Consider the following 26,361-nt stretch of genomic DNA (forward strand, 5'->3'; position numbering starts at 1 on the left):
GCGTCGTGTTTAGCGGCGGGCCGGCATCAGCGGCCCGCCGATTTCGGTCGCCGCGATGAACGCCGGGCGGGCGCGCAGGCGATCCAGATACGCCGCGACGTCGGGGTGCTCCTTGAGCAATCCGGCGCTCTCGGCGATCGCGAGGATGTAGCACATCTGGATATCGGCCAGCATGAGTTGTTCGCCCATCAGATACGGGCCATCGCCGACGCCCGCGCCGATATAGTCGAGCGTCTTGGTCACTTCGGGGCCGGTGAACTTGCTGAGGGCGTCGGGCAGGCCGCCCATCCGCTTGCCGAGCGACGTCATCATGATCGGCAACGATGCCGAGCTTTCCACATATTGCAGCCATTCGTCGTGCACGGCCGCCGCATCGTTGTCGATCGGCGGCGAGAAGCGGCGGTCGCCGTAACGCTCGTCGATATACGACAGGATCGGCGCGCTTTCGGCGAGCGTCAGCGCATCGTCGACCAGCACCGGCGCCTTGCCGAGTGGATGAATCACCTTCAGTTCGGGCGGCGCGCGGAAATTCTCGTCACGCTCGTATTTGACGAGGTCGTATTCGATGCCGAGCTCTTCGAGCAGCCAGAGTACGCGGATCGAGCGCGAGTAGTTCAGGTGGTGGAGGGTTAACATAAACGTCCTTCGACTAGGAATGTGCTGCACCGCGGAACGGCTGGGCGGCATCGAAGGTTTCGTTGACCGCGGCCCCGGAATTCTCCGGCAACGGAGAGACTTATGAGCAAGCTGACCTGCGACGTGGCAATCATCGGTGCCGGAACCGCCGGCCTCGCCGCCGAGCGCAGCGCCCGACGCAACGGCGCAAAGACGCTGCTCATCGACGAAGGCTTTGGCGGCACGACCTGCGCGAGCGTGGGATGTATGCCCTCCAAGCTGTTGATTGCGGCCGGTAACGCGATGCACGCGGTCGAGCACGCGTCGGTTTTCGGTGTCGATGCGTCGGGCAAGGTCGATGGTGTCGCGGTGATGGCGCGGGTCCGTGAGGAGCGCGATGCGTTCGTCGCGGGTGTCGAAAAATCGATCGATAAGCTTCCCGAGGAGGTGAAGATCGAAGCGCGCGCAAAATTTGCGGGTGCGACGATCCTATCGTTGAGTGACGGCCGCGAGGTACACGCGAAGTCGGTGGTGATCGCCACCGGGTCGAGCCCCGCGATCCCCGAGATGTTCGACGCGGTGCGGGACCGCGTGCTGACCAACGAGAGCATCTTCGACCTGAAGGACCTTCCGAAATCACTCGGCGTAATAGGTGCGGGCGCGCTGGGGCTGGAATTGGCGCAGGCAATGGCGCGGCTTGGCGTCGACACGATGGTGTTCGACACGGGCGAGACGATCGGCGGACTGAAGGACCGCCACGTCGCCGAGGCGTATCACGCGATCCTGTCGCGCGAGATGCCGATCCTGCTCGGTGTCGAACTGACGGTCGAGCCTGACCGTGATGGCGTCAAGCTGGCTTGGAGTGGTTCTGCATCGGGCAAGCAGCGCTTCGACTATCTGCTTGTTGCGACCGGGCGTCCGCCACGTATCAAGGACATCGGCCTGGAGACGACCGGGCTCGCGCTCGATGAGCATGGCATGCCGGACTTTGACCTCGAGACGATGCAGTGCGGCACGGCACCGATCTTCATTGCGGGCGACGCCGACCATGACCGCGCGGTGCTGCACGAGGCATCGGCAGAGGGCATGATCGCGGGGCGGAACGCGGCGAGCTACCCCGAGGTGACGCCGGGCAAGCGTACCGTGCCGTTCGCGATCACCTTCACGCATCCCAACGTCGCGGTCATCGGCAAGATCGCCAAGGACGACGATGCCGACACTGTCATCGGTACCGCGTCGTATGACGATCAGGGCCGGGCGAAGGTCGAGGCATGCAATGCCGGGTTGGTCCGCTTCTACGCCGATCGCCGCGACGGTCGCCTGACCGGTGCGACTATGGCGGGGCCGGCCGTCGAGCATAGCGCGCATCTGATCGCGTGGGCGATCCAGAGCGGCTGGACCGCGACCGAGGTGCTCGACCTGCCGATTTACCATCCGACCTTCGAGGAAGGGATGAAGGGTGCGCTTCGTTCGATATGTAGCGAGGTGCATTCGCCGACCCCGCCGGATCGGGATGACGGGTTCACGCCGGGGACGTAATACTCGATCCTTCCCCGCAGGGGGAGGTGGCGCCGAAGGTGACGGAGGGGAGACACGGAGCAGAGGTTTTCCCTTACCTCCCCCTCCGTCTGGCAAGCGCCAGCCACCTCCCCCTGGCGGGGGAGGATCAGAAGGTGAGCGCTACTCTTCCAGATCCAGATACGCGACGACGTCGTTCTCCGTGGCCAGATACAGTCCCGCTTGCACATCCTCTTCCTGCTGCGCTGCGATCGCCAGCGCCTTCCCAAGCGGACCATAGAACAGTGTCGTTGCCGCCCCGCCCTCGCCGCTGTCGTCGAGGTGATACAGTCGCACCGACGCGCTGGAAGAAATTGTCCGCATTTCAACACCCTATCACAGATTTTTATGACGTAAAATTCACGGAACCAATTGTGAAGCAGCGCAACTTTGCCCGCTCTCGCCCGTTACGCTAGCAGATACAGGGATTTGATATGCATCAGGATGAAGGTTTTCCGGTGTCGCGCCGTGGCGTGATCGCCGGCGGTGTCGCGTCGGCTACGTTGGTCGCAGCTCCCGCTGCTGCTCAGGCTCAAACTCAGGGCACTGCTCAGTCGGCCCCGCCGACCATGCCCGTGACGCTCAAGGTGAATGGTCGCACGACCAAGATCAACGTGGATACGCGCACCACGCTGCTGGACGCGTTGCGTGAGAATCTGAAGCTCACCGGCACCAAGAAGGGTTGCGACCATGGCCAGTGCGGCGCGTGCACGGTCATCGTCGAGGGTCGCCGCATCAACAGCTGCCTGACGCTTGCGGTCATGCATGAAGGCGAAGAGATCACGACGATCGAAGGCCTCGGCACGCCCGAGAAGCTGCACGCGATGCAGGCCGCGTTCGTCAAGCATGACGGCTACCAGTGCGGCTATTGCACGCCCGGGCAGATCTGTTCGGCGGTCGCGACGCTCGGCGAGATCAAGGCGGGCATCCCCAGCCACGTTACCGGCGACATCTCGGCCCAGCCAGCCGTCACCACTGACGAGTTGCGCGAGCGGATGAGCGGCAACATCTGTCGCTGCGGTGCCTATGCGAACATCATCGACGCAATCCATGACGTCGCCGGCACGGAGCGTACGGCATGAAGGCCTTCACCTACGAGCGCGCCACCTCGGCCAAGGAAGCGGCCAGCGCGGCAGTCCGCACGCCGGGCGCGAAATTTATCGCCGGCGGCACCAACCTGCTCGACCTGATGAAGCTGCAGATCGAGACGCCGCAGCATCTGATCGACGTCAACGGCCTCGGCCTCGACAAGATCACGCCAACGTCCGACGGTGGCCTCCGCGTTGGCGCGCTCGTCCGCAATACGGACCTCGCCGCCGATGCGCGCGTGCGGAAGGATTACGGTGTGCTCAGCCGCGCGCTGGTGTCCGGCGCGTCGGGCCAGTTGCGCAACAAGGCGACGACCGCGGGCAATCTCCTCCAGCGGACACGGTGCCCGTATTTCTACGACACGACCAAGCCCTGCAACAAGCGTCAGCCCGGCAGCGGTTGCGCGGCGATCGGCGGGTTCAACCGCAACCTTGCCGTGATGGGCACGAGCGACGCGTGCATCGCGACACACCCGAGCGACATGGCGGTTGCGATGCGCGTACTCGACGCGACGGTCGAGACGGTGAACGCCGCCGGCCAGACACGCGCGATCCCGATCGCGGACTTCCACCGTCTCCCCGGCGCCACGCCGAACATCGAGACCTCGCTCGCGCCTGGCGAGCTGATTACGGCCGTGACGTTGCCAAAGCCGATCGGCGGCACGCACATCTACCAGAAGGTGCGTGACCGTGCGTCCTACGCATTCGCGCTGATCTCGGTTGCTGCGGTGATCCAGCCCGGCGGACGCGGCCGTCTCGCCTTCGGTGGTCTTGCCCACAAGCCGTGGCGCGTCGAAGCGGCCGAGGCGCAGATGCCCAACGGTGCAAAGGCGACTGCGTCGGCCGTCCTCGCCGGCGCCCGCACCACATCACAGAACGCGTTCAAGCTGCCGTTGGTCGAACGCACCATCGGCGCCGTGTTCGAAGAAGCGAAGGCCTGATCGCCATGAAGTTCGATACCCCCGCCACGGCGAATCCGACCGACCGGATGAAGGTGCTCGGCAAGCCGCTCGATCGCGTCGACGGCAAGCTGAAGACCACCGGCACCGCGCACTACGCCTATGAGCGGAACGATGCTGCGCCGAACGCCGCCTATGGCTATATTGTCGGCTCGGCGATCGCCAAGGGCCGGATCGAGAGCATCGACGATGCCGACGCGAAGGCCGCTCCCGGTGTGCTCGCGGTCGTCACCTACCAGAACGCCGGCAAGCTCGGCAAAGCCAAGAACCACACGGCGCGGATGCTCGCCGGCCCGGACGTCCAGCATTTCGACCAGGCCGTCGCGGTCGTCGTCGCCGAGACGTTCGAGCAGGCACGCGCGGGTGCCAAGCTGCTCCGCGTCAACTACGCGCGCACGGCCGGCCGGTTCGATCTCGCCGCATCGCAATCCTTGGCGACCAAGCCGAAGAGCGGCACGCCCGACACCGCCGTCGGCGACTTCGCCGGTGCGTTCGCCAAGGCGCCGGTCAAGCTCGACGAGCGCTATACCACGCCCGACCAGAGCCACATGATGATGGAGCCGCACTCCACGACCGCGGCATGGAAGGACGGCAAGCTCACGCTCTGGACGTCTAACCAGATGATCAACTGGGCGGTCGGCGACATGAGCGAGACGCTGCTCCTGCCAAAGGAAAGCATCCACGTGATGTCGCCCTATGTTGGCGGCGGGTTCGGCTCGAAGCTGTGGGTCCGCAGCGATGCGGTGATGGCCGCGCTCGGCTCGCGCGCGATCGGCGGTCGTCCGGTGAAGCTCGCGCTCGCGCGCCCGCAGGTGATGAACAACACGACGCATCGCCCGGCGACGATCCAGCGCCTGCGTATCGGCGCGCAGAAGGACGGCAAGATCACCGCGATCGCGCATGAGAGCTGGTCGGGCGATCTGCCCGGCGGCGGACCCGAGACGGCGCCGAATGCGACCCGCCTGCTCTACGCCGGTGCGAACCGCATGACCGCGACGCGTCTCGCCGTGCTCGATCTCCCCGAGGGCAACGCGATGCGTGCGCCGGGCGAGGCGGTCGGCCTGCTCGCGCTCGAAGCGGCGATGGACGAGCTGGCCGAGAAGCTGAAGATGGATCCGGTCCAGCTTCGGATCATCAACGATACGCAGGTCGATCCGGAAAAGCCGTCGCGCCAGTTCTCGCAGCGTGACCTCGTCGGCTGTCTGAAGACCGGCGCCGAACGCTTCGGCTGGAACAAGCGCAACCCCGTCCCGGGCCAGGTCCGCGACGGCCGCTGGCTGGTCGGCATGGGGATGGCGTCGGCGTTCCGCGACAACGTCACGATGAAGTCGGGCGCGCGCGTCGGGATCGACAAGAAGGGCGTCGTCACCGTCGCCACCGACATGACCGACATCGGCACCGGCAGCTACACGATCATCGCGCAGACCGCCGCCGAGATGATGGGCGTGCCGATGGACAAGGTCATCGTCCTGCTCGGCGACAGCAGCTTCCCGGCGTCGTCGGGTTCGGGCGGCCAATGGGGCGGCAACAGCTCGACCGCGGGCGTCTATGCGGCGTGCATGGCGCTGCGCGAGCGGGTCGCGCAGAAACTCGGGTTCAACTCGACTGACGTCGTGTTCGAGGACGGCAAGGTAAAGTCGGGCAACCGCAGCGTCTCGCTGTCGGAAGCCGCAGGCGACGCTGGCATCTCGGCGGAGGACTCGATCGAGTTCGGCGACCTCACCAAGACGTACGCGCAGGCAACGTTCGGCGCGCATTTCGTCGAGGTCGGCGTCGACTCGGCGACCGGCGAGATCCGCGTCCGGCGCATGAGCGGTGCATTCGCCGCGGGCCGCATCCTCAACCCGAAATCGGCGCGCAGCCAGGTGATCGGTGCGATGACGATGGGCGTCGGTGCCGCGCTGATGGAAGACGCGATCGTCGACACGCGGTTCGGCTATTTCGTCAACCACGACCTCGCCGAATATCACGTGCCCGCACATGCCGACATTCCGATGCAGGACGTGTTCTTCATGGACGAGCTCGACGAGAAATCCTCGCCGATGAAGGCCAAGGGCATCGGCGAACTCGGCCTTTGCGGCGTCGGCGCGGCGATCGCCAATGCGGTCTACAACGCCTGCGGCGTTCGCATCCGCGAATACCCGCTGACGCTCGACAAGGTGATCGGCAAGACGGCCTGATACCCTGCCCTCCACCCGGCCGCCTCAGCAGCCTGGGTGGAGGGCAAAACCGGCTCTGGCGCGCGCGAATAGGTTGCGCTAGAAAACTGGCATGACCGTACCCGCCATTCTAAAAAACCTGCGCCTGCCCGTCATCGGCTCGCCGCTGTTCATCATTTCCGGCCCAGACTTGGTGATCGCGCAGTGCAAGGCGGGCATCGTTGGCTCGTTCCCAGCGCTCAATGCCCGGCCTCAGGCTATGCTCGACGAGTGGCTGCACCGGATCACCGAGGAACTCAGCGCGCATAACCGCGCGAACCCGGATCGACCCGCAGCCCCGTTCGCGGTCAACCAGATCGTCCACAAGTCGAACGATCGCCTGGAAAGCGATCTCGCGACATGTGCGAAGTGGCAGGTGCCGATCGTCATCACGTCGCTCGGCGCACGCGAGGACCTCAACACCGCGGTGCATGGCTGGGGCGGCATCACGCTCCATGACGTAATCGACGACCGGTTTGCGCGGAAAGCGATCGAGAAGGGCGCCGACGGACTGATTGCAGTCGCAGCCGGCGCCGGCGGTCATGCGGGTCGGCTGTCACCGTTCGCGATCATCCAGGAGATCCGCCAGTGGTTCGACGGCCCGCTGGCGCTGTCGGGCTCGATCGCGACCGGCGACGCCGTCCTCGCCGCCCAGGCGATGGGCGCGGACTTCGGTTATATCGGCTCGCCGTTCATCGCGACGACCGAGGCGAATGCGGATCAGGCGTACAAGGACGGCATCGTCGCCGGGAAGGCGTCCGACATCATTTATTCCAACCTCTTCACCGGCGTACACGGGAATTACCTGCGCGCGTCGATTCAGGCTGCGGGGATGGACCCCGACAACCTCCCCGAAGGTGATCTCAAGACGATGGACTTCGGCGGCGGCAATGGGTCGAAGCCCAAGGCATGGAAGGACATCTGGGGCTCAGGCCAGGGTATCGGCGCGGTCACCGAGGTCGAGAGCGTCGCCGATCGCGTCGATCGTCTCGAACGCGAATACCGCGCAGCGCGGGCCCGTCTTTCGCTCTGACGGACCCGGCACCGACCGATTTCGGCGCGCTCAGAACAGACGTTTGAGCAAGCCGACATTGGTCTTGCCCAGCTCGACCACCTCGTCGCCGCGCCCGCTGATGATCGCCTTCGCCATGTAGAGCGTGAAGCCCTTCATCTGCTCCAGCGTGATCTTGGGCGGCATCGACAATTCGGTGCGCGCGGTGACGGCGTCGAGCAACGCCGGCCCCGGGTGTGCGAGCACCTCGCGGATGCCGGCCTCGACGTCACCCGGATCGGTAACGCGCACGCCGTGGATCCCGATCGCCCGCGCCATCGCCGCAAAGTCGGGGTTGTCGAGCGCGACGCCGGTCTCGACCAGGCCCGCAGCCTTCATCTCCATCTCGACGAACCCGAGCGTGCCGTTGTTGAAGACGATGATCTTCACCGGCAGACCGAGTTGGCGCACGGTCAGCAATTCGCCCATCAGCATCGCCAGGCCACCATCGCCCGACAGCGTCACGACCTGTCGCTCCGGGTACGCCGACTGCACGCCGATCGCCTGCGGCAACGCATTTGCCATCGATCCGTGGTTGAACGATCCGATCAACCGCCGCCGCCCGTTCATCTTCAGGTAGCGCGCAGCCCACACGGTCGGCGTGCCGACGTCGCAGGCGAAGACCGCATCGTCCGCCGCCCGCTCGCTGAGGACGCGGGCGACATGCTGCGGGTGGATCACACCGCTGCCGGGTTTCCCGTCGGCAAGATCGTCCAGCCCCTTGCGGGACTCGGCGTAATTCTCGATCGCGGACTTGAGGAAGCTGCCATCGCGCCCGGTCTTCACTCGCGGAACCAGGGCCGCAAGAGTAGCACCGACATCGCCGACCAGCCCGATATCGATCGCCGTCCGCCGACCGAGGTTCTCCGGGATCAGGTCGATCTGCGCGACCTTCGCCTTCTCCGGATAGAATTGCCGATACGGGAAATCCGTGCCGAGCATCAGCAGCACATCGCACGCCATCATCGCGTCGTAGCCGCTCGCAAAGCCGATCAGCCCGGTCATGCCGACGTCATAGGGGTTGTCGTATTCGACGAACTCCTTGCCCCCCAGCGCGTGGACGATCGGCGCCTGCAAGATCCCCGCGAGCGTGACGAGCGCGGCATGCGCGGTGCGGCACCCCCGCCCCGCCAGGATCGTCACCTTCTGCGCACCGTTCAACAGCGCGGCGAGTTCGGCGATATCCGCTTCAGCCGGTATCGTCACCGAAGGCGGCGGTAGGAGTGCGCCTTTGGACCGTGCCAGCGTACCCGTCGTCGACCGCAGCGCTACATCGCCCGGCATCGCGACGACCGAAACACCGCGATGCCCGACCGCCGCCCGGATCGCCGTCTCCAGCGTCCGCGGCATCTGGTCGGCATCGGAGATCGTCTCGCAATAGACGCTGCATTCGCGAAACAGCGCTTCCGGGCGCGTCTCCTGGAAATAGTTCGAGCCCACCTCCCCGCTCGGCACCTGTGCCGCGATCGCCAACACCGGCACGCGCGTCCGGTTGCAGTCGTAGAGCCCGTTGATCAGGTGCATGTTACCGGGACCGCAGGATCCGGCGCACACCGCGAGCTTGCCGGTAAGTTGCGCCTCCGCACCCGCCGCAAACGCAGCGGCCTCCTCGTTGCGAACGTGGATCCACTCGATATTGCCCTGCCGACGCAGACTGTCGGTCAGGCCGTTGAGGCTGTCGCCGACGACACCGTAGATCCGCTCGACACCTGCCAGGTACAGCGTCTCGGCAAACAGGTCGGCGATGATGGTCTTGGACATGTGCAACTCCGGCAGTGATGGCGACCCAACTCGGCTAGCGAGACGGCAGAGGACAAACGCGTTCTGGTACGATTGGGATGCACGGAATGCAGGTGCACCGTCTCGGAAGCCAGCGTCCGACGCGTTCCGTTTGAAGTATAATAAATCATGGTAGCGCGCCGCGCCATGCAAACCTAAAGACAATGGCTCTGGCGCTAGACAACCCGACCGGTGATCAATCGTCCGGCGGGGACGCTCGACGCGGTGGCGGTAAAAGAGGGGATGACGTGGACGACGCGATGATCGGTCGACGTGCGGCGTTGCTGGGGGGCGTTGCCCTGGCCGCTGGCTGCACGAACAACGGCCGGCTGGCTGGATTGCCCGCAGCACCGGCGTTCGTCACGGTCGACGGAACCCATTTCCGGCGCGGCGGCAAGCCCTACCGCTATGCTGGGGCCAACATCTGGTACGGCGCATGGCTCGGCGCGGAGACCGTGTACGGCAACCGCGCGCGTCTCGGCCGCGAACTCGATCGCTTGAAGGCGCTCGGCGTGCGCAACCTGCGCATCCTCGGCTCGGCCGAACTGTCGCCGCTGAAGAACTCGATCACGCCCGGCTTCCGCGACAGGACCGCGACCTATAACGAAGACCTGTTCAAGGGCCTCGACTGGATGCTCGCCGAGATGGCGAAGCGCGACATGACCGGCGTGATCTACCTGACCAACTTCTGGGAATGGTCGGGCGGGATGATGACGTATTTGTCGTGGGTCAATGGCGGCAAGTTCATCAACATGAACGACCCCGCACATCCGTGGCCCGCGTTCGCCGATTGGAACGCCGCGTTCTACGCCAACGGCCAGGCGCAGGCGATGTACCGCGACTATATCCGCGCGGTCGTTTCGCGGACGAACACCGTGACGGGCGTCGCCTACGCCGCGGACCCGACGATCATGGCGTGGCAGTTGGCGAACGAGCCGCGTCCGGCCGGCGGACCTGCGGTCGCCATACCCAACCTGCCCGCTTTCTACCGCTGGATCGACGAGACCGCGCGGTACATCAAGACGCTCGATCCCAACCACCTCGTCTCGACCGGTTCGGAAGGGCTAAAGGGTTCGATCGAGCGCGAGGACGTCGTACTCGCCGCGCATCGCTCGCCGTCGATCGATTACCTCACGACGCATATCTGGCCCAACAACTGGACCTGGATGGACGCAGGTGATCTCGCCGGCACCTATGATGCGGGCGCGGCCAAGGTCGCCGGATATATCGACGCGCATATCCGGCTCGCTACGACGCTCGGCAAGCCGCTGGTGATCGAGGAGTTCGGCTATCCGCGCGACGGGAAGACCGCCTACGATCCGACCATCACGACGGTCTATAAGGATCGCTTCTATCGTCAGATCTATGCGGCGATCGAAGCCAATGCCAAGTCCGGCGGACCACTCGCGGGCTCGAACTTCTGGGCGTGGAACGGCGAGGCGCGTACACCGCATGCCCACCACCGCTTCCAGCGCGGCGACCTCGCCTATATGGGCGACCCGCCGCACGAGCCGCAGGGTTGGTACGGCGTGTTCGACAGCGACGCCTCGACGCAAGATGTGATCCGGGCGCATGCCGCGGCAATGGCGGCGTTGTGATGCCGGCCTTGTCGGATCGAACTGGAGCACACGGTATGCGTACGGTTCTGGGCCTGCTGGGTGCAGCGCTGCTGTCGACGTCGGCGGTCGCGACGCCGATTACCGTCACTGCGGTATCGAGCAAGTCCGGTGCCGCGCTTCCGATGCATATCGGCGGCCGGGTCGAGCGGACGTCGGACGGCTATCGGCGCCAATGGCCGGGCACCTATTTCGAGGCGAATTTTCGGGGCTCAGGCATCCTGCTGAAGATCGGCGAAGGGGATGTCATCCTGCGTATCACGGTGGACGCATCCTCCCCGACGACGCTGTTCAAGCCCAAGCCAGGCCTCTACCGCATCGCCGGCCTCGCCGACGCACGTCACGCAATTCGCGTCGACGTCGCCAGCGAGAGCCAGGCCGCACCAACCGTCTTCGGCGGATTTTACGCGGCGTCCGGGACGCGCGCGTTGCCCATCCCCGCCCGTGCTCGCCAGATCGAGTTCATCGGTGACTCCCATACCGTCGGCTATGGCAACGTCTCGACCAAGCGCGACTGCACCGAAGCGGAGGTGTGGGCGACCACCGACACCTCGCAAGCCATGCCGGCGCTGGCGGCGAGGCGATACGGCGCAGACTATCAGGTCAATGCTATCTCGGGTCGTGGGATCGTCCGTAATTACAATGGTATGGCGGCCGACACGCTTCCCGTTGCCTATCCCTTCACGCTGTTCGACAAGGCGACGCGCTACGTCGAGCCGGCGTGGCACCCGCGCCTGTTCGTGATCGCGCTCGGCACCAACGACTTCACCACGCCGCTCCATCCCGGTGAGCCGTGGAAGACGCGCGAGGCGCTCCATGCCGATTACGAGCAGCGTTATGTCGACTTCGTCAAACGCCTCCGGGCCCGCGATCCGGACGCGCATGTCGTCCTGTGGGCGACCGACATGGCCGGGGGCGAGATCGCGGCGGAGGTCGCCATGGTCGCCGCGCGTTTGAAGGCGGAAGGGCAGCGCAATATCGCGTTCGTGCCCGTCACCGGACTTGCGTTCACGGGATGCCATTCGCATCCGTCGACCGCCGACGATGCGCGGATCACGACCGCCTTGTCGGGTTATATCGACGCGCATCCCGAGATGTGGGCGTACCGATGGCCAAATGATTTGCACCGCGCTGCCCTCACCCGGTAGCGAGGATACGAGAACAGGGTCGCGTCAGCGCACCGTCCGGGGAGAATGAGATGTCGGCCAGTTTTTCCAGCCTCACGATCGCGCTTCTGCTGCAATCGGCGGCGACGCCCGTAGTGGCACCGACCGCGCCGCTTTCACCCGTCGCGCATCCCGAGATCTGGCCGACCGCGAACGCGCGCCCATCGCGCGATCCGAAAGTCGAGGCGCGGATCGACGCGATCATGAAGCGCATGTCCGTGGAGGACAAGATCGGCCAGCTGATCCAGGTCGACATCGCCAGTATCGAGCCCTCCGACCTGCGCACCTACAAGCTCGGCTCGATCCTGAACGGCGGCAATGCCGGCCCGCACGGCAACGACCTCGCGCCGCCGGTCGAGTGGCTGAAACTTGCCGACGACTTCTACGACGCGTCGATGGCGCGCAGCGACGGCCGTCCCGCGATCCCGGTGATCTGGGGCACCGATGCGGTCCACGGCAACAACAACATCCCCGGCGCGACGCTCTTCCCGCACAACATCGGGCTCGGTGCGGCGCGTGATCGCGACCTGATGCGTGAGATCGGCCACGTCACCGCGATCGAGACCGCCGCCGCCGGGATCGACTGGACCTTCGCCCCCACGCTCGCCGTCGTCCGCGACGATCGCTGGGGGCGGACATACGAGAGCTATTCGGAGGAGCCACAGGTCCAGGCCGATTACGCCGGCGCGGTGATCGAAGGTGTCCAGGGCAAGGTCGGTACCAAGGAATTCCTCGCCCCCGACCGCGTGATTGCGACGACGAAGCACTTCCTCGGCGATGGCGGCACTGGCGGGCGCGACCAAGGTGATGCGCGTATCCCCGAGACGACGCTGCGCGACATCCATCTCGGCGGCTATCCCGCTGCGATCGAGGCGGGCACGCAATCGGTTATGGCCAGCTTCTCGAGCTGGAACGGCGCCAAGATGCACGGCAACAAGAGCCTGCTGACCGGCGTGCTGAAGGATCGCCTCCACTTCGACGGCTTCGTGGTCGGCGACTGGAACGGCCACGGCCAGGTCGACGGCTGCTCGAACGAGAGTTGCGCCGCCGCGATCAACGCCGGGCTCGATATGTTCATGTATTCGGGCAGCGGGTGGAAGACGCTCTACGCCAACACGCTGAAGCAGGCGCAATCGGGCGAGATCCCCGCCGCACGGCTCGACGACGCGGTCCGCCGCATCCTCCGTGTGAAAATCCGTGCCGGCACGTTCGATCGCGGTCGTCCGTCGTCGCGGGCGCTCGCTGGCAAGATGAACCTGATCGGTGCCGCCGACCACCGGGCGATCGCCCGCCGCGCAGCACGGGAATCGATGGTGCTGCTCAAGAACGAAGGCGGTTTGCTGCCGCTGAAACCTTCCGCCAACATCCTCGTCGCGGGCGGCGGCGCGGACAACATTCCGCAGCAGGCCGGCGGCTGGTCGCTGACGTGGCAGGGCGGCGGCACCACCAACGCGAACTTCCCCAACGCACAGACGATCTGGTCGGGGATCAGCACCGCGGTCAAGGATGCCGGCGGCACCGCGACGCTGTCCGCGGACGGTAGCTTCGCCAAGAAGCCCGATGCGGCGATCGTCGTGTTCGGCGAACAGCCCTATGCCGAGTTCAAGGGTGATCGCCCGAACCTCGAATACAGCCCCGAGGACAAGTCCGACCTCGATCTCCTGCGCAAGCTGAAGGCGGCGGGCGTCCCCGTCGTCGCGGTGTTCCTGTCGGGCCGCCCGCTCTGGGTGAATGCCGAGCTCAACGCCGCCGATGCGTTCGTCGCGGCGTTCCTGCCGGGCAGCGAGGGCGGCGGCGTCGCCGACGTGTTGTTCCGTAAGAAGGACGGCAGCGTCGCCAACGACTTCCGCGGCAAATTGAGTTTCTCCTGGCCGAAGCGTCCCGACCAGTATGTCCTTAATCGCTCCGACCCCGGCTACGATCCGCTGTTCGCGTTCGGCTACGGGCTCAGCTACGCCAAGCCGGGCAGCGTACCGAAGCTCGACGAAACCCGCCCCGCCGGCATGGCCGCGTCGTCGAACGGCACGATCTTCGGCAAGGGCCGCGTCCCCGAGGGCTGGTCGCTCGCGCTGGTCGAGCAGGGCCAGTCGAAGGTCCGCCTGCTCGGCGTCAACGCGACGACCGCAACCAAGCGCCTTACCGCCTCCGCAGTCGACCGCCGCCGCCAGGAAGACGCGCGCGCGTTCGTCTGGACCGGTGGCCCCGCCGAAACGCGGGTCGAGGCATCGGGTCCGCTGGACCTGACGCGCGAGAGCAACGGCGAGCTCAGCCTGGTCGTCGACGTCCGCGTCGATCGCGCAGGCAGCGCACCGATTGGTCTCGGCATGGTCAGCAACGACGGTAACGCGGTCACCGTCCCGATCACCAGGACGCTTGCCTCGGGCAAGTCGGGCAACTGGCAGCAGGTGATCGTCCCGCTGCAATGCTTCGCCAAGCGCGGTATCGACATGGCGCACGTCACCGCACCGTTCGTGATCGCCACCGACGGCAAGCTCGGCCTGTCGATCTCCGACGTGAAGATCGACTCCGCTCCGGTACCGATGACCAAATGCGGCGATTGAGTCCCTCCCTGCTCGGTGCGGCGGCCGTCCTGCTGACGACCGCCGCTACGCAACCCTCGCCCGCGCCGATCCGGATCGACCAGGCAGGGTTCGAGACGCGCGGTCCCAAGATCGCCGTCCTGCCATCGACGCAGGCCCAGCCACTCGCGTGGACGCTCACCGATGCGAGCGGCAAGACGGTCGCGTCGGAACAGACGATACCGCTAGGCGCCGACGCAGCCTCGGGCGAAAGCGTCCACCGGATCGACTTCGGCAGCTTCAGGACGCCCGGCACCGGCTATCGCCTGCACGTCGGCGCGACCGCCAGCCACCCCTTCGCGATCGCCGACCGCCCGTTCGCGCCCGTCGCTACCGCGGCGATGGCGTTCTTCTACCAGCAACGCAGCGGCGTGCCGATCCTGCCCGCGTTCGTCGAGCGCAAGGACCTCGCCCGCCCCGCCGGTCACGCCCCCGACATCGCCACCTGCTTTGCCGGTCGCGACCAGAAGGGCGTCAAATGGCCCGGTTGCGACTATAAGCTCGACGCTACCGGCGGCTGGTACGACGCGGGCGACCACGGCAAGTACGTCGTCAACGGTGGCGTCTCGACCTGGACCTTGCTCGATCTTCACGAGCGCCTTGCGGCCTTCGGTGATGCCAACGCCTTCGCCGACGGCCGCCTCGCGCTGCCCGAACGCACCAACGGCAAGGATGATTTGCTCGACGAGGCGCGCGTCGAAGTCGCCTTCCTTCTCGCGATGCAGATTCCCAATGGCACCAAGCTCGCCATTGCCCCGGACGCCGGCGCCGCAGGCAAGGCCATCACCCGGTTCGAGACGATCGACGCAAGCGGGCTGGTCCACACCAAGATCGCCGACGAGAATTGGACGGGCATCCCGACCGCGCCGGCCGACGATCACCAGACGCGGTTCCTGTATCCGCCCTCAACCACGGCAACGCTCAACATGGTAGGGGTCGCGGCGCAGTGCGCGCGGATCTGGCGCACGATCGACCCCGCCTTCGCCACCAAATGCCTCACCGCGGCCCGGCGCGGCTGGGCTGCGGCACTTCGTCACCCGAACCTGCTCACCAGTTCGGACTTCACCGGCAGCGGCGGATACGGCGACCCGGACGTCCGCGACGAGTTCACCTTCGCTGCCGCGCAACTCTATGCGACGACGAACGAACCGGCTTTCCTCGATCGCGTGCGCAAGGACGGGATCTTCACCGATCCCGGCACGGATATCGGCTGGGGATCGCTCAGGCTGGCAGGCGCGCTGACGCTGGCGACGGCCCCCAGCGACCTTCCGGCCGATGATCGCGCCTCGCTCCGTAGTCGGATCACCGCGCTCGCAGACGGCTTCGTCGCCGAGGGCAAGCGCAGCGGCTACGGCATACCCTTTGGCGGCACCAACTACCCCTGGGGCTCGAGCAGTTCGATCCTCAACCGCGCGATCGTGCTCGGCGTCGCGTGGCAGATCGACCGCAAGCCCGCGTACCGCGATGCGGTCGTGGCGAGCCTCGACTATATCCTCGGCCGCAATCCGCTCGACCGGTCCTACGTCACCGGCATCGGCACGCGCCCGATGCAGCACCCGCACCACCGCTTCTGGGCCGCCGCGGCGGACAAGCGCTATCCCGCGCCCCCTGCCGGCGTGCTCTCCGGCGGCCCAAACTCCGCAGCGGCGAACGAACCCGGTCCGATGAAGGGTTGCGCACCGCAAACCTGCTGGATCGACGATTACCGCGCGTTCACCGTCAATGAAGTCGCCATAAACTGGAACGCGCCGCTCGTCTGGACCGCCGCCTTCCTCGACGCGACGCGGGGGCGTTAGGTCGACCAAACGCCAAGATCGTTACGCGATCGTCGATTGCCCGCGTCCTTACGTCACGCTACACCTTGCCCGTCGGCCCGTTCTCGGATGGGTCGGCATGATCGCACCGGTGCTCCGCGAGGAGCTTAATAGGGAACGCGGTGAGGGTGGCTTCGACTACCTGATGCCGAGGCTGTCCCTGCAACTGTAAGCGGCGAGCGTGATGCACGTGCGTGGTCGGGCAAAGTCCCCGGCCGCCAGCCACTGGACCGATCGGTCTGGGAAGGTTGTGCATCGGGCGTTGACCCGTGAGCCAGGAGACCTGCCGGCGTGTGGTCGCTCTTGCCTGGTCCAGGGGATGGCCGAGGCACGGTACTCCGTCTGAGCGACGATGTGTGCGGTGGGGACCGCATGGGCAAGCGTGCCGGTCGCGATGGCGTCCGTCGGGTACGACTGCTCCCGTTCGCTTGGACGTGCTCGGGCAATCCGCTCGCGGCGCGCTCACCGGCGCACGTTCGAGCCTCGTGCTCGGTGACAGGCCCCTGCCGGTTCGTCCGACGCCTCGGGGGCTTTTATATGTCGTTTCCATCACCGTACGCCGCGTTTGCCGCGTCCTTGCTCGTCACCGTTCTACCATCTCTGGCCAGCGCGCAGACCGGGGAGGATCGTTCGGCGGGTAGCACCGACGATATCCTCGTCACCGGCCGGCGTCAGGTCGACCTTACGGTTCCGAACTCGACCGGCAGCCGCCTGAACCTGTCGCCGCTCGAAACGCCGGCAACGCTGTCGACGATCGACGGCAATACGATCCGGGCGCGCGGCGACGTGTCCGTGAACGAGGCAACCAGCCGCGCGCCCGGCATCACCAGCGTCGCCAATCTCGGCAATGGTGGCACCGCGCTCGCCGCGCGCGGGTTCAGCGGTCAGGGTTCGGTGCTGCAACTGATCGATGGTATTCGCTTCTTTCCTGCGGCCGGCACGATCACCTTTCCGAGCGATCCGTGGATGGTCGAGCGGATCGACGTGCTCAGCGGTCCGGCTTCCGTCCTGTACGGTCAAGGTGCGCTAGGCGGCGCGGTCAACGTCCTAATGCGCAAGCCGAATACACGGCATACCGATGTGGACGGCGAGATCGGCTATGGATCGCAGGACAGTTTCCACGTAGCGGCCGGTGCCGGTGGACCGCTCGACGAGCATCTCTCCTACCGTGTCGATGGCAGCTACAGGCGGTCCGACGGGTATGTCGATCGCGGGCAGTCGCGCAGTTACGCGCTGTCGGGGACGTTTCGCTGGGCACCGACCGATCGGCTCGTCGTCACGGTACGCGACGATTATGGCAACCAGAACCCGATGCGCTATTTCGGCACGCCGCTGATCGACGGACGGCTCGACCACGACAATCGCGACCGCAACTACAACACGCGCGACGGCCATGTCCGCTACCGCGACAACCGAACCAGCCTTCAGGTCGATTGGCAGCCGAGTGAGACGATCACCATCAGCAATCAAGCGTACCGGCTCACCTCCAAGCGCGCGTGGCTCAACCTCGAAAGCTATTGCTGGGTGGCGGCGGACGGCTTCTGCCCCAATGGCGCGAATGACGTGCGCGCGACGCCCGGGGGCATCTATCGCACCGACATGACCGGGATCGTCCACGATCAGACGCAATGGGGCGACCAGGGTAGCGTGACGCTCAAGACGCGGATCGCGGACGGCGTGACCAACGACGTCGTCGCGGGCTTCGACGCGAACCTCGTCAAGCTCACCTATTCGCACAATTTCGGCGCCGACCCGCAAGTCTCGGTGGTAGATCCGTTCGTGTTCGATCCTGGCGTGATCGTCGACACGCAGGGGATCGCGCCGCGGTATCGCACGCGGACGAACGAATATGCGATCTTCGCGGAGGACCGATTGAAGCTCGGCGAGCATGTCTCGATCGTCGGCGGCATTCGCTACGAGCGCGATCGGATACGGCGCTGGACGATCGACTCGACTGTCGCCGTCCCGACCGAAAGCTTCGCGCTCGACAAGCGGCTAGGGAACACGACATGGCGGGTCGGGACGGTCTATCAGCCAGTCCCGACGGTCTCGTTCTACGCGCAATATGCCACGGGCGTCGATCCGCTGGGGACGCTGACGACCTATACCACCGGGCAGGTCCAGTTCAGCAACGCGAAGGGCGACCAGGTCGAGGCGGGCGCCAAGGCCGTGTTCCTGGGTGGCCGCGGCACCGCGACGATCGCCGCCTATCGCATCGTCAAGAAAGGACTGTTGTCGCAACTAACCCCGACGAGCCCGATCGAGCAGGTCGGGCAGCGATCCGCGAAGGGTATCGAGGCCGCGGTGTCGCTGGATTTGCCGGCAGGGTTCGGGATCGATGCCAACGGCAGTGTATTGGCGGCGCAGTTCGACGACTTCGTCTCGGGCGAAAGGAGTTTTGCCGGCAACACGCCACCCGACGTCCCCGAGACGACGGCGAACCTGTGGCTTAGCTGGACCGCGACACCGGCGGTCCAGGCGCGTGCCGGACTTCGCTATGTCGGGCGAAGGTTCTCCGACAACGCCAATGTTTTCCGCATTCCGGGTTATGCGACGGTCGACGCGACGCTGTCCTACGCGGTGACGCCGCGGGTCGCGATCGACGTGCATGTCTATAATCTGTTCGACAAGGATTATGCGATCAACAGCTACGGCGCGCAGCAATGGGTGCTGGGTCGGCCCCGCTCATTGGACGTGTCGCTTCGTGCCGGTTTCTAACGCCGGCAGGCTTGCGCGCCGGTGGCTGTACCTCGTGCACCGATGGGTCGGCATCGCCAGTTGCCTGTTCTTCGCGATGTGGTTCGGGTCGGGCCTGGTGATGCTGTACGTCCCCTATCCTTCGCTCTCGCCGACCGAAGCGCTGGCGAGAGCCGAGGCGATCGACTGGTCCGCCGTGACCGTGCCGCCGCCGCTCGATCGGGGGCGGTTGCCGCAAGACCTGCTGCTCGAGATGCGCGACGGAGTGCCGGTCTGGCGGAGCGAGGGCTGGGACGACGAGCGGCATACCGTTCCCGCAAGCAAGGGCCGGCATCTGGCTCCGGTGGACGCGGCTTATGCCGTCCGCGTCGCAAGCCGTTTCGGGCGAGCACGCGTCCTGAATGTCGAGCGGATCATGCGGGACCAGTGGACGGTGTCGGGTGGTTTCGACCGGCATCGCCCGCTGTGGAAAGCGACATTGGAGGACGAGGGCGGCACCAACCTCTACGTGTCGTCTTCCACCGGCGGAATCGTCCAGTCGACCGACCGGACCGAGCGGTTCTGGAACTGGCTGGGGTCGGTGCCGCACTGGCTGTATCCGACCGTCCTGCGCCAGGACAACGCCGCCTGGCGACAGGTCGTCATGTGGGTTTCGGGGCCGTGTATCGCCGCGGCACTCGCCGGCATCTGGATCGGTATCCTCCGCGCGCGCATCGGCACGCGCCGGTTCAAGGGTGGTCGGATGACACCGTATCGCGGGTGGATGCTCTGGCATCATCTCGCAGGGCTGGTCGGCGGCGGTTTCCTGATCGCGTGGATCTTCAGCGGATGGTTGTCGGTCAATCCCTGGCATTTGTTCCGAAGTGCGGAACCGGATGCGCGCGCGGTGCGGGCCTATGCTGCTGCTGGCGTGATGCCGGCCGTCCCCCTCGACCGGTTGCGCCATGTCGGCGCGGGAGCCGTCCGTGCGAGGATTACCGACTTTGCGGCGACACCCCTCGTGGTGCTCGAGTATCCGGATGGTCGACGTCAGATCCTCGACGCCGCGACGCTCGTGCCGTCTCAACCAAAGCCAAATGCGATCGTTGCCGCCGCGCGGGTGCTTGTTGCCGGCACGCCGCCGGTGGCGATCGACCGGCTGACCGAGCCCGACGCCTATTGGTACGATTCCGGTGGTCTCCCTCGCCTACCGGTGCTCCGATTGCGCTTCGACGATCCTGCCGCGACGTGGCTGTACATTGACTCCGCGACCGGCGACGTGCTGGCCAGGCTCGATCGGCGCAGGCGGGCATACCGCTGGGTGTTCGACCTACTGCACAAATGGGATCTGAACATACTGACGCGGCATCGGCCGGCGTGGGACCTGCTGATCTGGCTTTTCTCGCTGGTTGGCATGGTGACGTCCGTCAGCGGCATCTGGCTCGGCTGGAAGCGTTTGCGACGCGGCTGATCTGGGCTGTGACGGGACGTTTCGTCCACGTGACAGCGCCACCGCGAGCGCGTAGTCGTGCGCCGTGGCAGCACTCCGTCGCCTTCTCCTGGACCATCGCCAACTGGCGGCGTGGGTGCTTGCGTGCGCGCTGGCGATGAAGATCCTGATGCCCGCCGGGTTCATGCCGGTCGTCTCCGGGGGACGCGTGACGATCGAGATCTGCGGCGGCATCGCGCCCGCGCAGACGGTAATGGCACCGATGATGGCGATGACGATGCCGGGCATGGCGCATCATTCGGGCAAGTCCGATCATCAGGAGCGGGAGATGCCCTGCGCCTTTTCCGGCCTGACCGCGCCGTCGCTGGCAGCGGTCGATCCGGTGCTGCTGGCGATCGCCATCGCGTTCATCGTCGGCCTCGTCCGCCACGTGAGAACCGCGGTACCGATCGCCGCGCAACCCTATCTTCGGCCACCCTTGCGAGGCCCCCCGCCCTTCCCCGCTGCGTGATCCGTCGGTCTCCGGACCGGGCGCGATCACGATGCTTCGGCTGGACCGCCACCTCAGCGGAACGGCCCGTACGCACGCGGCTTGCCCGCGGGAGATTAGGGCATCCGATCCGCACCTCGATGTGCGGACGGGTCCAGCAGGGATTCACATGTTCAAAACCATAGCTTTCGCGTCGGCATCGATCGTCGCGTTCTCGGGGACCGCGCACGCGTCTGACAAGGAGGACGCGATCGACAAGAAGGCCGAGATCGTCGTCACCGGCCAGCGCGACCAGCTAAAGCTTGATCGCAAGTCGGATACCGGCAGCCGCCTTGGCCTGTCGGTGCGCGAGACACCCGCGACCGTTGAGACGCTGACGCAGGCGGACATGCAGGTGCAAGGCTTGCGCACCGCACGCGAGGCCTTCAACAGCGTCGTCGGCGCGATCGCGGGCAACGTCCCCGGCAACCCCGCGGTCGTGACGTTGCGCGGCTTTTCGGGAGGCGCCGTTTCGATCCTTCAGGACGGCGTCCGTATCTCCACCTCGACCGTGGTCCAGCGCGATACCAATGTGTGGCATTTCGATCGGATCGAAGTGATCAAGGGGCCAGCCTCGGTGCTCTACGGCGAAGGCGCGCTGGCCGGAGTCATCAACAAGGTCACGCGCAAGCCGACGTTCGACGGGGACCATCTCGACGGCTTGCTGAGCGTCGGCAGCTTCGAAACGGTGAACGCCGCCAGCGGCGTGAACCTGAAACTGTCGGACACCGTCGCGGTCCGCGCGGACGCGAGCTACATGCATTCCGACAGCCTGTACGACGTCGACGACAATGCGACGCGCTCGGTCGGACTGACGGGCAGCATCCTGTTCAGGCCATCGGCCGATTTGAGCCTGCTCTTTGCCGTCGACCATTACGAAGACCGGTACGACAGCAGCTATCAAGGGCTGCCGTTCGTCTCCGCCGCCGTCGCGCGCGATCCGAGCGACGCATTACGTAGCCAGAACGGCATGGTGCTCGACAAGGCGCTGCGCCGTCGCAACTATAATCCGTACGGCGCCTATTCCGGGGCACGCGACACGACGCTGCGGTCGCGGATCGATTATGCGATCGGCGGCGGCTGGTCGGTTGCGAACGACTTCACCTGGTATCACGCCAAGCGCGACTTCGTGCTGAGTGGCGATCAGAACTTTACCGCCCCCACCGCCGCCTTCTCCAATGGCAGCTTCGCGCGGTCGGTCCAGCGGATCTACCACGACCACAAATTCTGGAACGAGCGGCTCGTGATCGCCAACGACAGCGTGATCGCAGGACTGCGCAACCGGTTCAGTCTGGGCGGCGAATATAACGACACGAATTTCGTCAATCCGCGCCAGCAAAGCCCGGTCGGTGGCAATGCGGCCGTGCGGATCGCGAACGTCGATCCGTTCGCGCCGATCGTCGGCGTATTCCCGGCCAGCGATGCCGCCTATTCAACGACCAACGTCGTCTATGACTCGAAGCTCAAGACGGCGTCGGTGTTCGCCGAGGATGCGCTGAACCTGACTCCGGGCTGGCTGCTGGTCGGCGGCGCGCGGTACGATCACATCGACCTGACCCGCGTCATCACCAACCTCAACGCGAACGGCGCTGTGACGCGGGGCACCCCGACCTATGATCCGTTCTCGTGGCGGATCGGCACGACCTACGACCTTACGCCCGGTATCACCGTGTACTGCCAGTACACGACCGCAGTCACGCCGGTATCGTCGATCCTGCTCCAGTCGATCGTCAACACGACCTACAAACTGACCACGGGCCGTTCGTACGAAGTCGGTTTCAAGGCCTCCGCGTTCGCCAAGCGGCTGACGATGACCGGCGCCGCATACCGGATCGAGCAGACCAACATCCTCACGCGCGATCCGAACAATCCGCAGCAAGCCATTCAAGGCGGCGAGCAATCGTCGCAGGGCGTCGAGCTCAACATCGGCGCGGCGGTGACCGATGCGCTTTCGCTATCGGCGGGCGCTGCCTACACCGATGCGCAGTACGACCAGTTGAGCGAGCTGATCGCCGGCATTCGCATCGACCGCGCCGGCAACCGACCGATCAACACGCCCTCGACCACCGTCAGTGGTTCGGCGCTCTACACGATCAAAGCTATCCCGGTGACGCTTGGCGGGTTCGTCCGCCACGTGTCCGGCTTCTATACCGACACCGCCAACAGCTATTTCGTCCGTGGCCATACGACCATCGATGCGTCGATCAGCTATCAAGTCGCACCGCAAGCCTCGGTGTCGGTCCGCGGTCGCAACCTGACGGACGCGTTCTACGGCGAGTATTCGGGATACCCGACGACCAACGTCTATATCGGTGCGCCACGCAGCGTCGAAATCGCGCTTTCCACGCATTTCTGAGCAGGGGTTTCCAGATGGCATTCACCGGTTCGGTCGATCCGAAAGCATACCGCGCACTGTGGCGCTGGCATTTCTATGCCGGCCTCATCGTCGCGCCCTTCCTGCTGATCCTGGCGGTCACGGGCTCGATCTATCTGTTCAACGACGAGATCGACGATGCGCTGTATCCGGCGCAGCGCTTCGTCGCGGTCCATGCAACGCAGATGCCGCCGTCGCGGATGATCGATGCCGCGCTAAAGGCGCATCCGGGAGCAGCGACCCGGATCGACCTGCCGGGTGCGCCCAATCGCTCGGCGGTCGTCTTCGTCACCCCCGATCACGGCGAGCCGCTCCGCGTGGCCGTCGATCCGGGGACGGGGCGCGTGCTCGGCTCGACGATCTATACCCGCACGCTGGTAGGGTTCGCTGACGAGATGCACGGATCGCTGACGCTCGGCACGGTCGGCGATCGGATCGTCGAGCTTGCCGCCTGCTGGGCGCTCGTCCTGATCGTCACCGGACTGTATCTGTTGTGGCCGCGCGGGCGTGGTGGGCTCGGCGGTATCCTCTATCCCAGGCTCGGCGCGAGGGGACGCCTGTTCTGGCGCGACCTGCACGCGGTGATCGGCGTCTGGTCCGTCGCGTTCATCGCGTTCCTGTTGCTGACCGGCCTCCCCTGGGCGGGGATCCAGGGCGACCTGCTCAACCGCGGCACCGCGGCGCTCGGCATCGGCTATCCGGCATCGAACCGCACGCATAATGCGCCAGCGAGCGTGCCGATGAAGACCGCACTCGGTGAAGCACCGTGGACGATGGAACTCGCACCGATGCCGACATCGACGGCATCCTCCGAGCATGCCGGTCATGCCGGCCACGAGATGACCATGGCGGTCCGCGACGATGCGGCGGTGGCCGGGATCGACCGGATCGCAACCTCAGTGACGCGCGATTACCACGTCGCGGGTGCGTATCGCCTGTTCCTGCCGAGCGGACCGACGGGCGTCTATACGGCCTACACCTATCCCGATCAGCCGCAGGGGCAGCGTACGCTGTACTTCAATCGCTGGACCGGCGGGCTGATCCGCGAGGTCGGCTACCCTGAGTATGGCTGGGCGGCGAAGGCGATCGAGCTAGGCGTCCAGCTGCACATGGGGAATTACTTCGGGCTGGCGAACCAGCTCGTGATGTTGGCGACCTGCCTCGCGATCGTGCTGCTCGTGATCAGCGGTGTCGTGATGTGGTGGAAACGCCGCCCGACGGGCCGCCTTGCCGCGCCAGCGCGCGTCTCCCCGGCTAGGATCAAGGGCGCGGTCGCCATCCTGATTCTCGCCGGGATACTATTCCCGATCCTGGGAATGTCGGTGATCGTGATCTTCCTGCTCGACCGGCTGGTATTGCTCGCGGCGGTGAGGCGATAGCGGAACGATCGAGGATAGCTGAGGCACGCTATTGCGCTACGGCCGCGAAACAGTCGGTGGCGGGCGTACCGTGCCCCCGCGTGCGAGGTATGCTGATCACGCACCGTAGCTGTGGCGGCATAACCACTTCCAGCAACAGCATACCGCTGCCTACCGTCCCGACTGACAGTATCCCCCTGCTCTTTACGTCAACGTCATCTACACGCTCACGTAACGGGCCCCAGTCACGCCCACGACTGCTACTCCACTGCAATAGTTGTAAATTAATGATCAATTAAGCATACATTTATCTTGTAATTGATCTTAGTAACATACATAGATCAAGTATGGTGGAATAGGCCAAGCGTTGCGAACGTCGCGACGGACCGTTTCAGCCCCATGATGCCTGTTTGCATACAGACTCTTGAGACCCGATCATAATCGGGCTCCAGTGTCTTCGAAGGCTTCGTCCTTGCTTCGGACGCTCTCCCCACATTCATTGAACATGGCTCCCGCTGCTGCGGATGGGAGACCCGTGCCTTCCATCCGCGGTGACTTTCGAGGTGTTCATGTACAAGTCGACCCTTTGGGCGGCCGCGCTTGCGGCTGTGAGCCCGGCTGCCTTGCTGATTTCGACGCAATCTCCGGGCTCGCCTACGGTCGCGCATCGTACCAGGCACCGATCGGCCAGGTCACGCTGGGCGTCGCGTTCGCGCATCTCGAATACTCGCTGGGCAAGGAATTCGACAGCCTCGACGGCAGCGGCAACGCCGATGTCGCCAGCGTCTATGCCAGCTATCCGCTGATCCGGTCGCGCGACAACAATCTGTACGTGACGCTCGGCGGCGACGTGAAGTGGTTCGAGGACAAGATCGGCATCGTCGATGTCACCACTTTCCGCCGCGCGCAGGTCGTCACCGCAGGACTGAGCGGCGACGAGCACGACACGCTTCTAGGTGGCGGCTGGAGCGCATATTCGCTGAGCTATTCGGTCGGCAATCTCGACATTCGCGGCGCCTATGAGCGTTCGGTCGACGCGCTGACCGCACGCACCGACGGCAGCTACGGGAAGGTCCAGTTCAGCTTCGCGCGGTTGCAGACGATCGCCGGCCCGCTCTCGCTGTTCGCCTCCGCCCGCGGGCAGATCGCGTTCAGCAACCTCGACATCTCCGAGAAGATGGAGCTGGGCGGCGCCTATGCCGTCCGCGCCTATCCCGAGGGCGAGGCATACGGCGACCAGGGTTACGTCGCCACCGCCGAGGCGCGACTGGCCTTGCCGCAGGTCGTTCCGGGTGCGCTTCAGCTGTTCGGGTTCGTCGACGTCGGCGAGGTCGATTACGTCAAGCACCCGTATTTTGACGGATCGAACCATGCGAAGCGCAGCGCATACGGCGCCGGCCTGAGCTGGGCGGGGCCGTACGGTATCGCCGCCAAGGCGACCTATGCGCGAAAGCTCGGCGACGAGGACGCGACGTCGGCCCCCGACAAGTCGGGCCGCGCCTGGTTCCAGCTCTCGAAGACCTTCTGAGCGCACCAGCCCCCCCCAAATTCA

18 protein-coding genes and 1 riboswitch are annotated in these 26,361 nt (G+C 65.6%); of the genes, 15 read left to right on the forward strand and 3 right to left on the reverse strand.

The window, feature by feature from the left end; all coding sequences use genetic code 11:
• Positions 1-9 precede the first annotated feature (9 nt).
• Positions 10-636, reverse strand: a complete 627-nt coding sequence (locus ASE82_RS03705) for a glutathione S-transferase family protein (RefSeq protein WP_056058983.1) — start codon at positions 634-636, stop codon at positions 10-12.
• A gap of 102 nt (positions 637-738) precedes the next feature.
• On the opposite strand from ASE82_RS03705, the gene ASE82_RS03710 reads away from it, so the two are divergent.
• Positions 739-2,154: a dihydrolipoyl dehydrogenase gene (locus ASE82_RS03710; RefSeq protein WP_056058986.1), complete on the forward strand. Its 1,416-nt coding sequence runs from the start codon at positions 739-741 to the stop codon at positions 2,152-2,154.
• Positions 2,155-2,295: 141 nt separating this feature from the next.
• On the opposite strand, the gene ASE82_RS03715 is transcribed toward ASE82_RS03710, so the two are convergent.
• Positions 2,296-2,496, reverse strand: coding sequence for a hypothetical protein (locus tag ASE82_RS03715; RefSeq protein ID WP_056058989.1), 201 nt, complete (start codon positions 2,494-2,496; stop codon positions 2,296-2,298).
• Positions 2,497-2,606: 110 nt separating this feature from the next.
• On the opposite strand from ASE82_RS03715, the gene paoA reads away from it, so the two are divergent.
• The 4 genes from paoA (at position 2,607) to ASE82_RS03735 (ending at position 7,450) form a co-directional block, all read left to right on the forward strand.
• Positions 2,607-3,254: an aldehyde dehydrogenase iron-sulfur subunit PaoA gene (gene paoA, locus ASE82_RS03720; RefSeq protein WP_056058992.1), complete on the forward strand. Its 648-nt coding sequence runs from the start codon at positions 2,607-2,609 to the stop codon at positions 3,252-3,254.
• Positions 3,251-4,201 (forward strand): FAD binding domain-containing protein, encoded by a 951-nt coding sequence (locus ASE82_RS03725; RefSeq protein WP_056058995.1) that lies wholly within the window; start codon positions 3,251-3,253, stop codon positions 4,199-4,201. The genes paoA and ASE82_RS03725 overlap by 4 nt, the downstream gene beginning before the upstream one ends.
• A 5-nt stretch (positions 4,202-4,206) precedes the next feature.
• Entirely contained in the window at positions 4,207-6,399 is a 2,193-nt protein-coding gene (gene paoC, locus ASE82_RS03730; RefSeq protein ID WP_056058998.1) for an aldehyde oxidoreductase molybdenum-binding subunit PaoC, read from the forward strand.
• 91 nt (positions 6,400-6,490) lie between these two features.
• Positions 6,491-7,450, forward strand: coding sequence for an NAD(P)H-dependent flavin oxidoreductase (locus ASE82_RS03735; RefSeq protein WP_056059001.1), 960 nt, complete (start codon positions 6,491-6,493; stop codon positions 7,448-7,450).
• A 30-nt stretch (positions 7,451-7,480) separates the two neighbouring features.
• On the opposite strand, the gene poxB is transcribed toward ASE82_RS03735, so the two are convergent.
• A complete protein-coding gene (gene poxB / locus ASE82_RS03740) occupies positions 7,481-9,229 on the reverse strand; it encodes a ubiquinone-dependent pyruvate dehydrogenase (RefSeq protein ID WP_056059004.1) in 1,749 nt (582 codons plus the stop codon).
• Between the two features lie 266 nt (positions 9,230-9,495).
• Between poxB and ASE82_RS03745 the strand changes: the two genes are divergently transcribed.
• From ASE82_RS03745 to ASE82_RS03790, 10 genes are all read left to right on the forward strand, one after another.
• Positions 9,496-10,845, forward strand: coding sequence for a glycoside hydrolase 5 family protein (locus ASE82_RS03745; RefSeq protein ID WP_200910644.1), 1,350 nt, complete (start codon positions 9,496-9,498; stop codon positions 10,843-10,845).
• A 35-nt stretch (positions 10,846-10,880) separates the two neighbouring features.
• Entirely contained in the window at positions 10,881-12,011 is a 1,131-nt protein-coding gene (locus tag ASE82_RS03750; protein ID WP_082441078.1) for an SGNH/GDSL hydrolase family protein, read from the forward strand.
• Positions 12,012-12,061: 50 nt separating this feature from the next.
• Positions 12,062-14,590: a glycoside hydrolase family 3 protein gene (locus tag ASE82_RS03755; RefSeq protein ID WP_056059007.1), complete on the forward strand. Its 2,529-nt coding sequence runs from the start codon at positions 12,062-12,064 to the stop codon at positions 14,588-14,590.
• Positions 14,578-16,404 (forward strand): glycoside hydrolase family 9 protein, encoded by a 1,827-nt coding sequence (locus ASE82_RS03760; RefSeq protein WP_056059010.1) that lies wholly within the window; start codon positions 14,578-14,580, stop codon positions 16,402-16,404. Before ASE82_RS03755 ends, ASE82_RS03760 begins: the two co-directional genes overlap by 13 nt.
• Before the next feature lie 92 nt (positions 16,405-16,496).
• Positions 16,497-16,727: riboswitch (cobalamin riboswitch) on the forward strand.
• A 232-nt stretch (positions 16,728-16,959) separates the two neighbouring features.
• Positions 16,960-19,140 carry a TonB-dependent receptor gene (locus tag ASE82_RS03765; RefSeq protein WP_056059013.1) on the forward strand — a complete coding sequence of 727 codons (2,181 nt, stop codon included), beginning with the start codon at positions 16,960-16,962 and terminating at the stop codon, positions 19,138-19,140.
• Positions 19,141-19,174: 34 nt separating this feature from the next.
• On the forward strand, positions 19,175-20,569 hold the full coding sequence (locus tag ASE82_RS03770) for a PepSY domain-containing protein (protein ID WP_235524493.1): 1,395 nt from the start codon (positions 19,175-19,177) through the stop codon (positions 20,567-20,569).
• 64 nt (positions 20,570-20,633) lie between these two features.
• Positions 20,634-21,059 (forward strand): DUF2946 family protein, encoded by a 426-nt coding sequence (locus ASE82_RS03775; protein ID WP_200910645.1) that lies wholly within the window; start codon positions 20,634-20,636, stop codon positions 21,057-21,059.
• A gap of 148 nt (positions 21,060-21,207) precedes the next feature.
• The gene (locus ASE82_RS03780) at positions 21,208-23,433 is read left to right on the forward strand and encodes a TonB-dependent receptor (RefSeq protein ID WP_082441081.1); all 2,226 of its coding nucleotides are present in this window, start codon (positions 21,208-21,210) and stop codon (positions 23,431-23,433) included.
• Between the two features lie 14 nt (positions 23,434-23,447).
• Entirely contained in the window at positions 23,448-24,830 is a 1,383-nt protein-coding gene (locus ASE82_RS03785; RefSeq protein WP_056059019.1) for a PepSY-associated TM helix domain-containing protein, read from the forward strand.
• A gap of 514 nt (positions 24,831-25,344) precedes the next feature.
• Positions 25,345-26,337, forward strand: coding sequence for a ShlB/FhaC/HecB family hemolysin secretion/activation protein (locus ASE82_RS03790; protein WP_235524495.1), 993 nt, complete (start codon positions 25,345-25,347; stop codon positions 26,335-26,337).
• The last annotated feature ends 24 nt before the right edge of the window (positions 26,338-26,361 follow it).

Origin of the sequence: Sphingomonas sp. Leaf230 (assembly GCF_001421745.1) — a bacterium.
Classification (GTDB): Bacteria; Pseudomonadota; Alphaproteobacteria; order Sphingomonadales; family Sphingomonadaceae; genus Sphingomonas.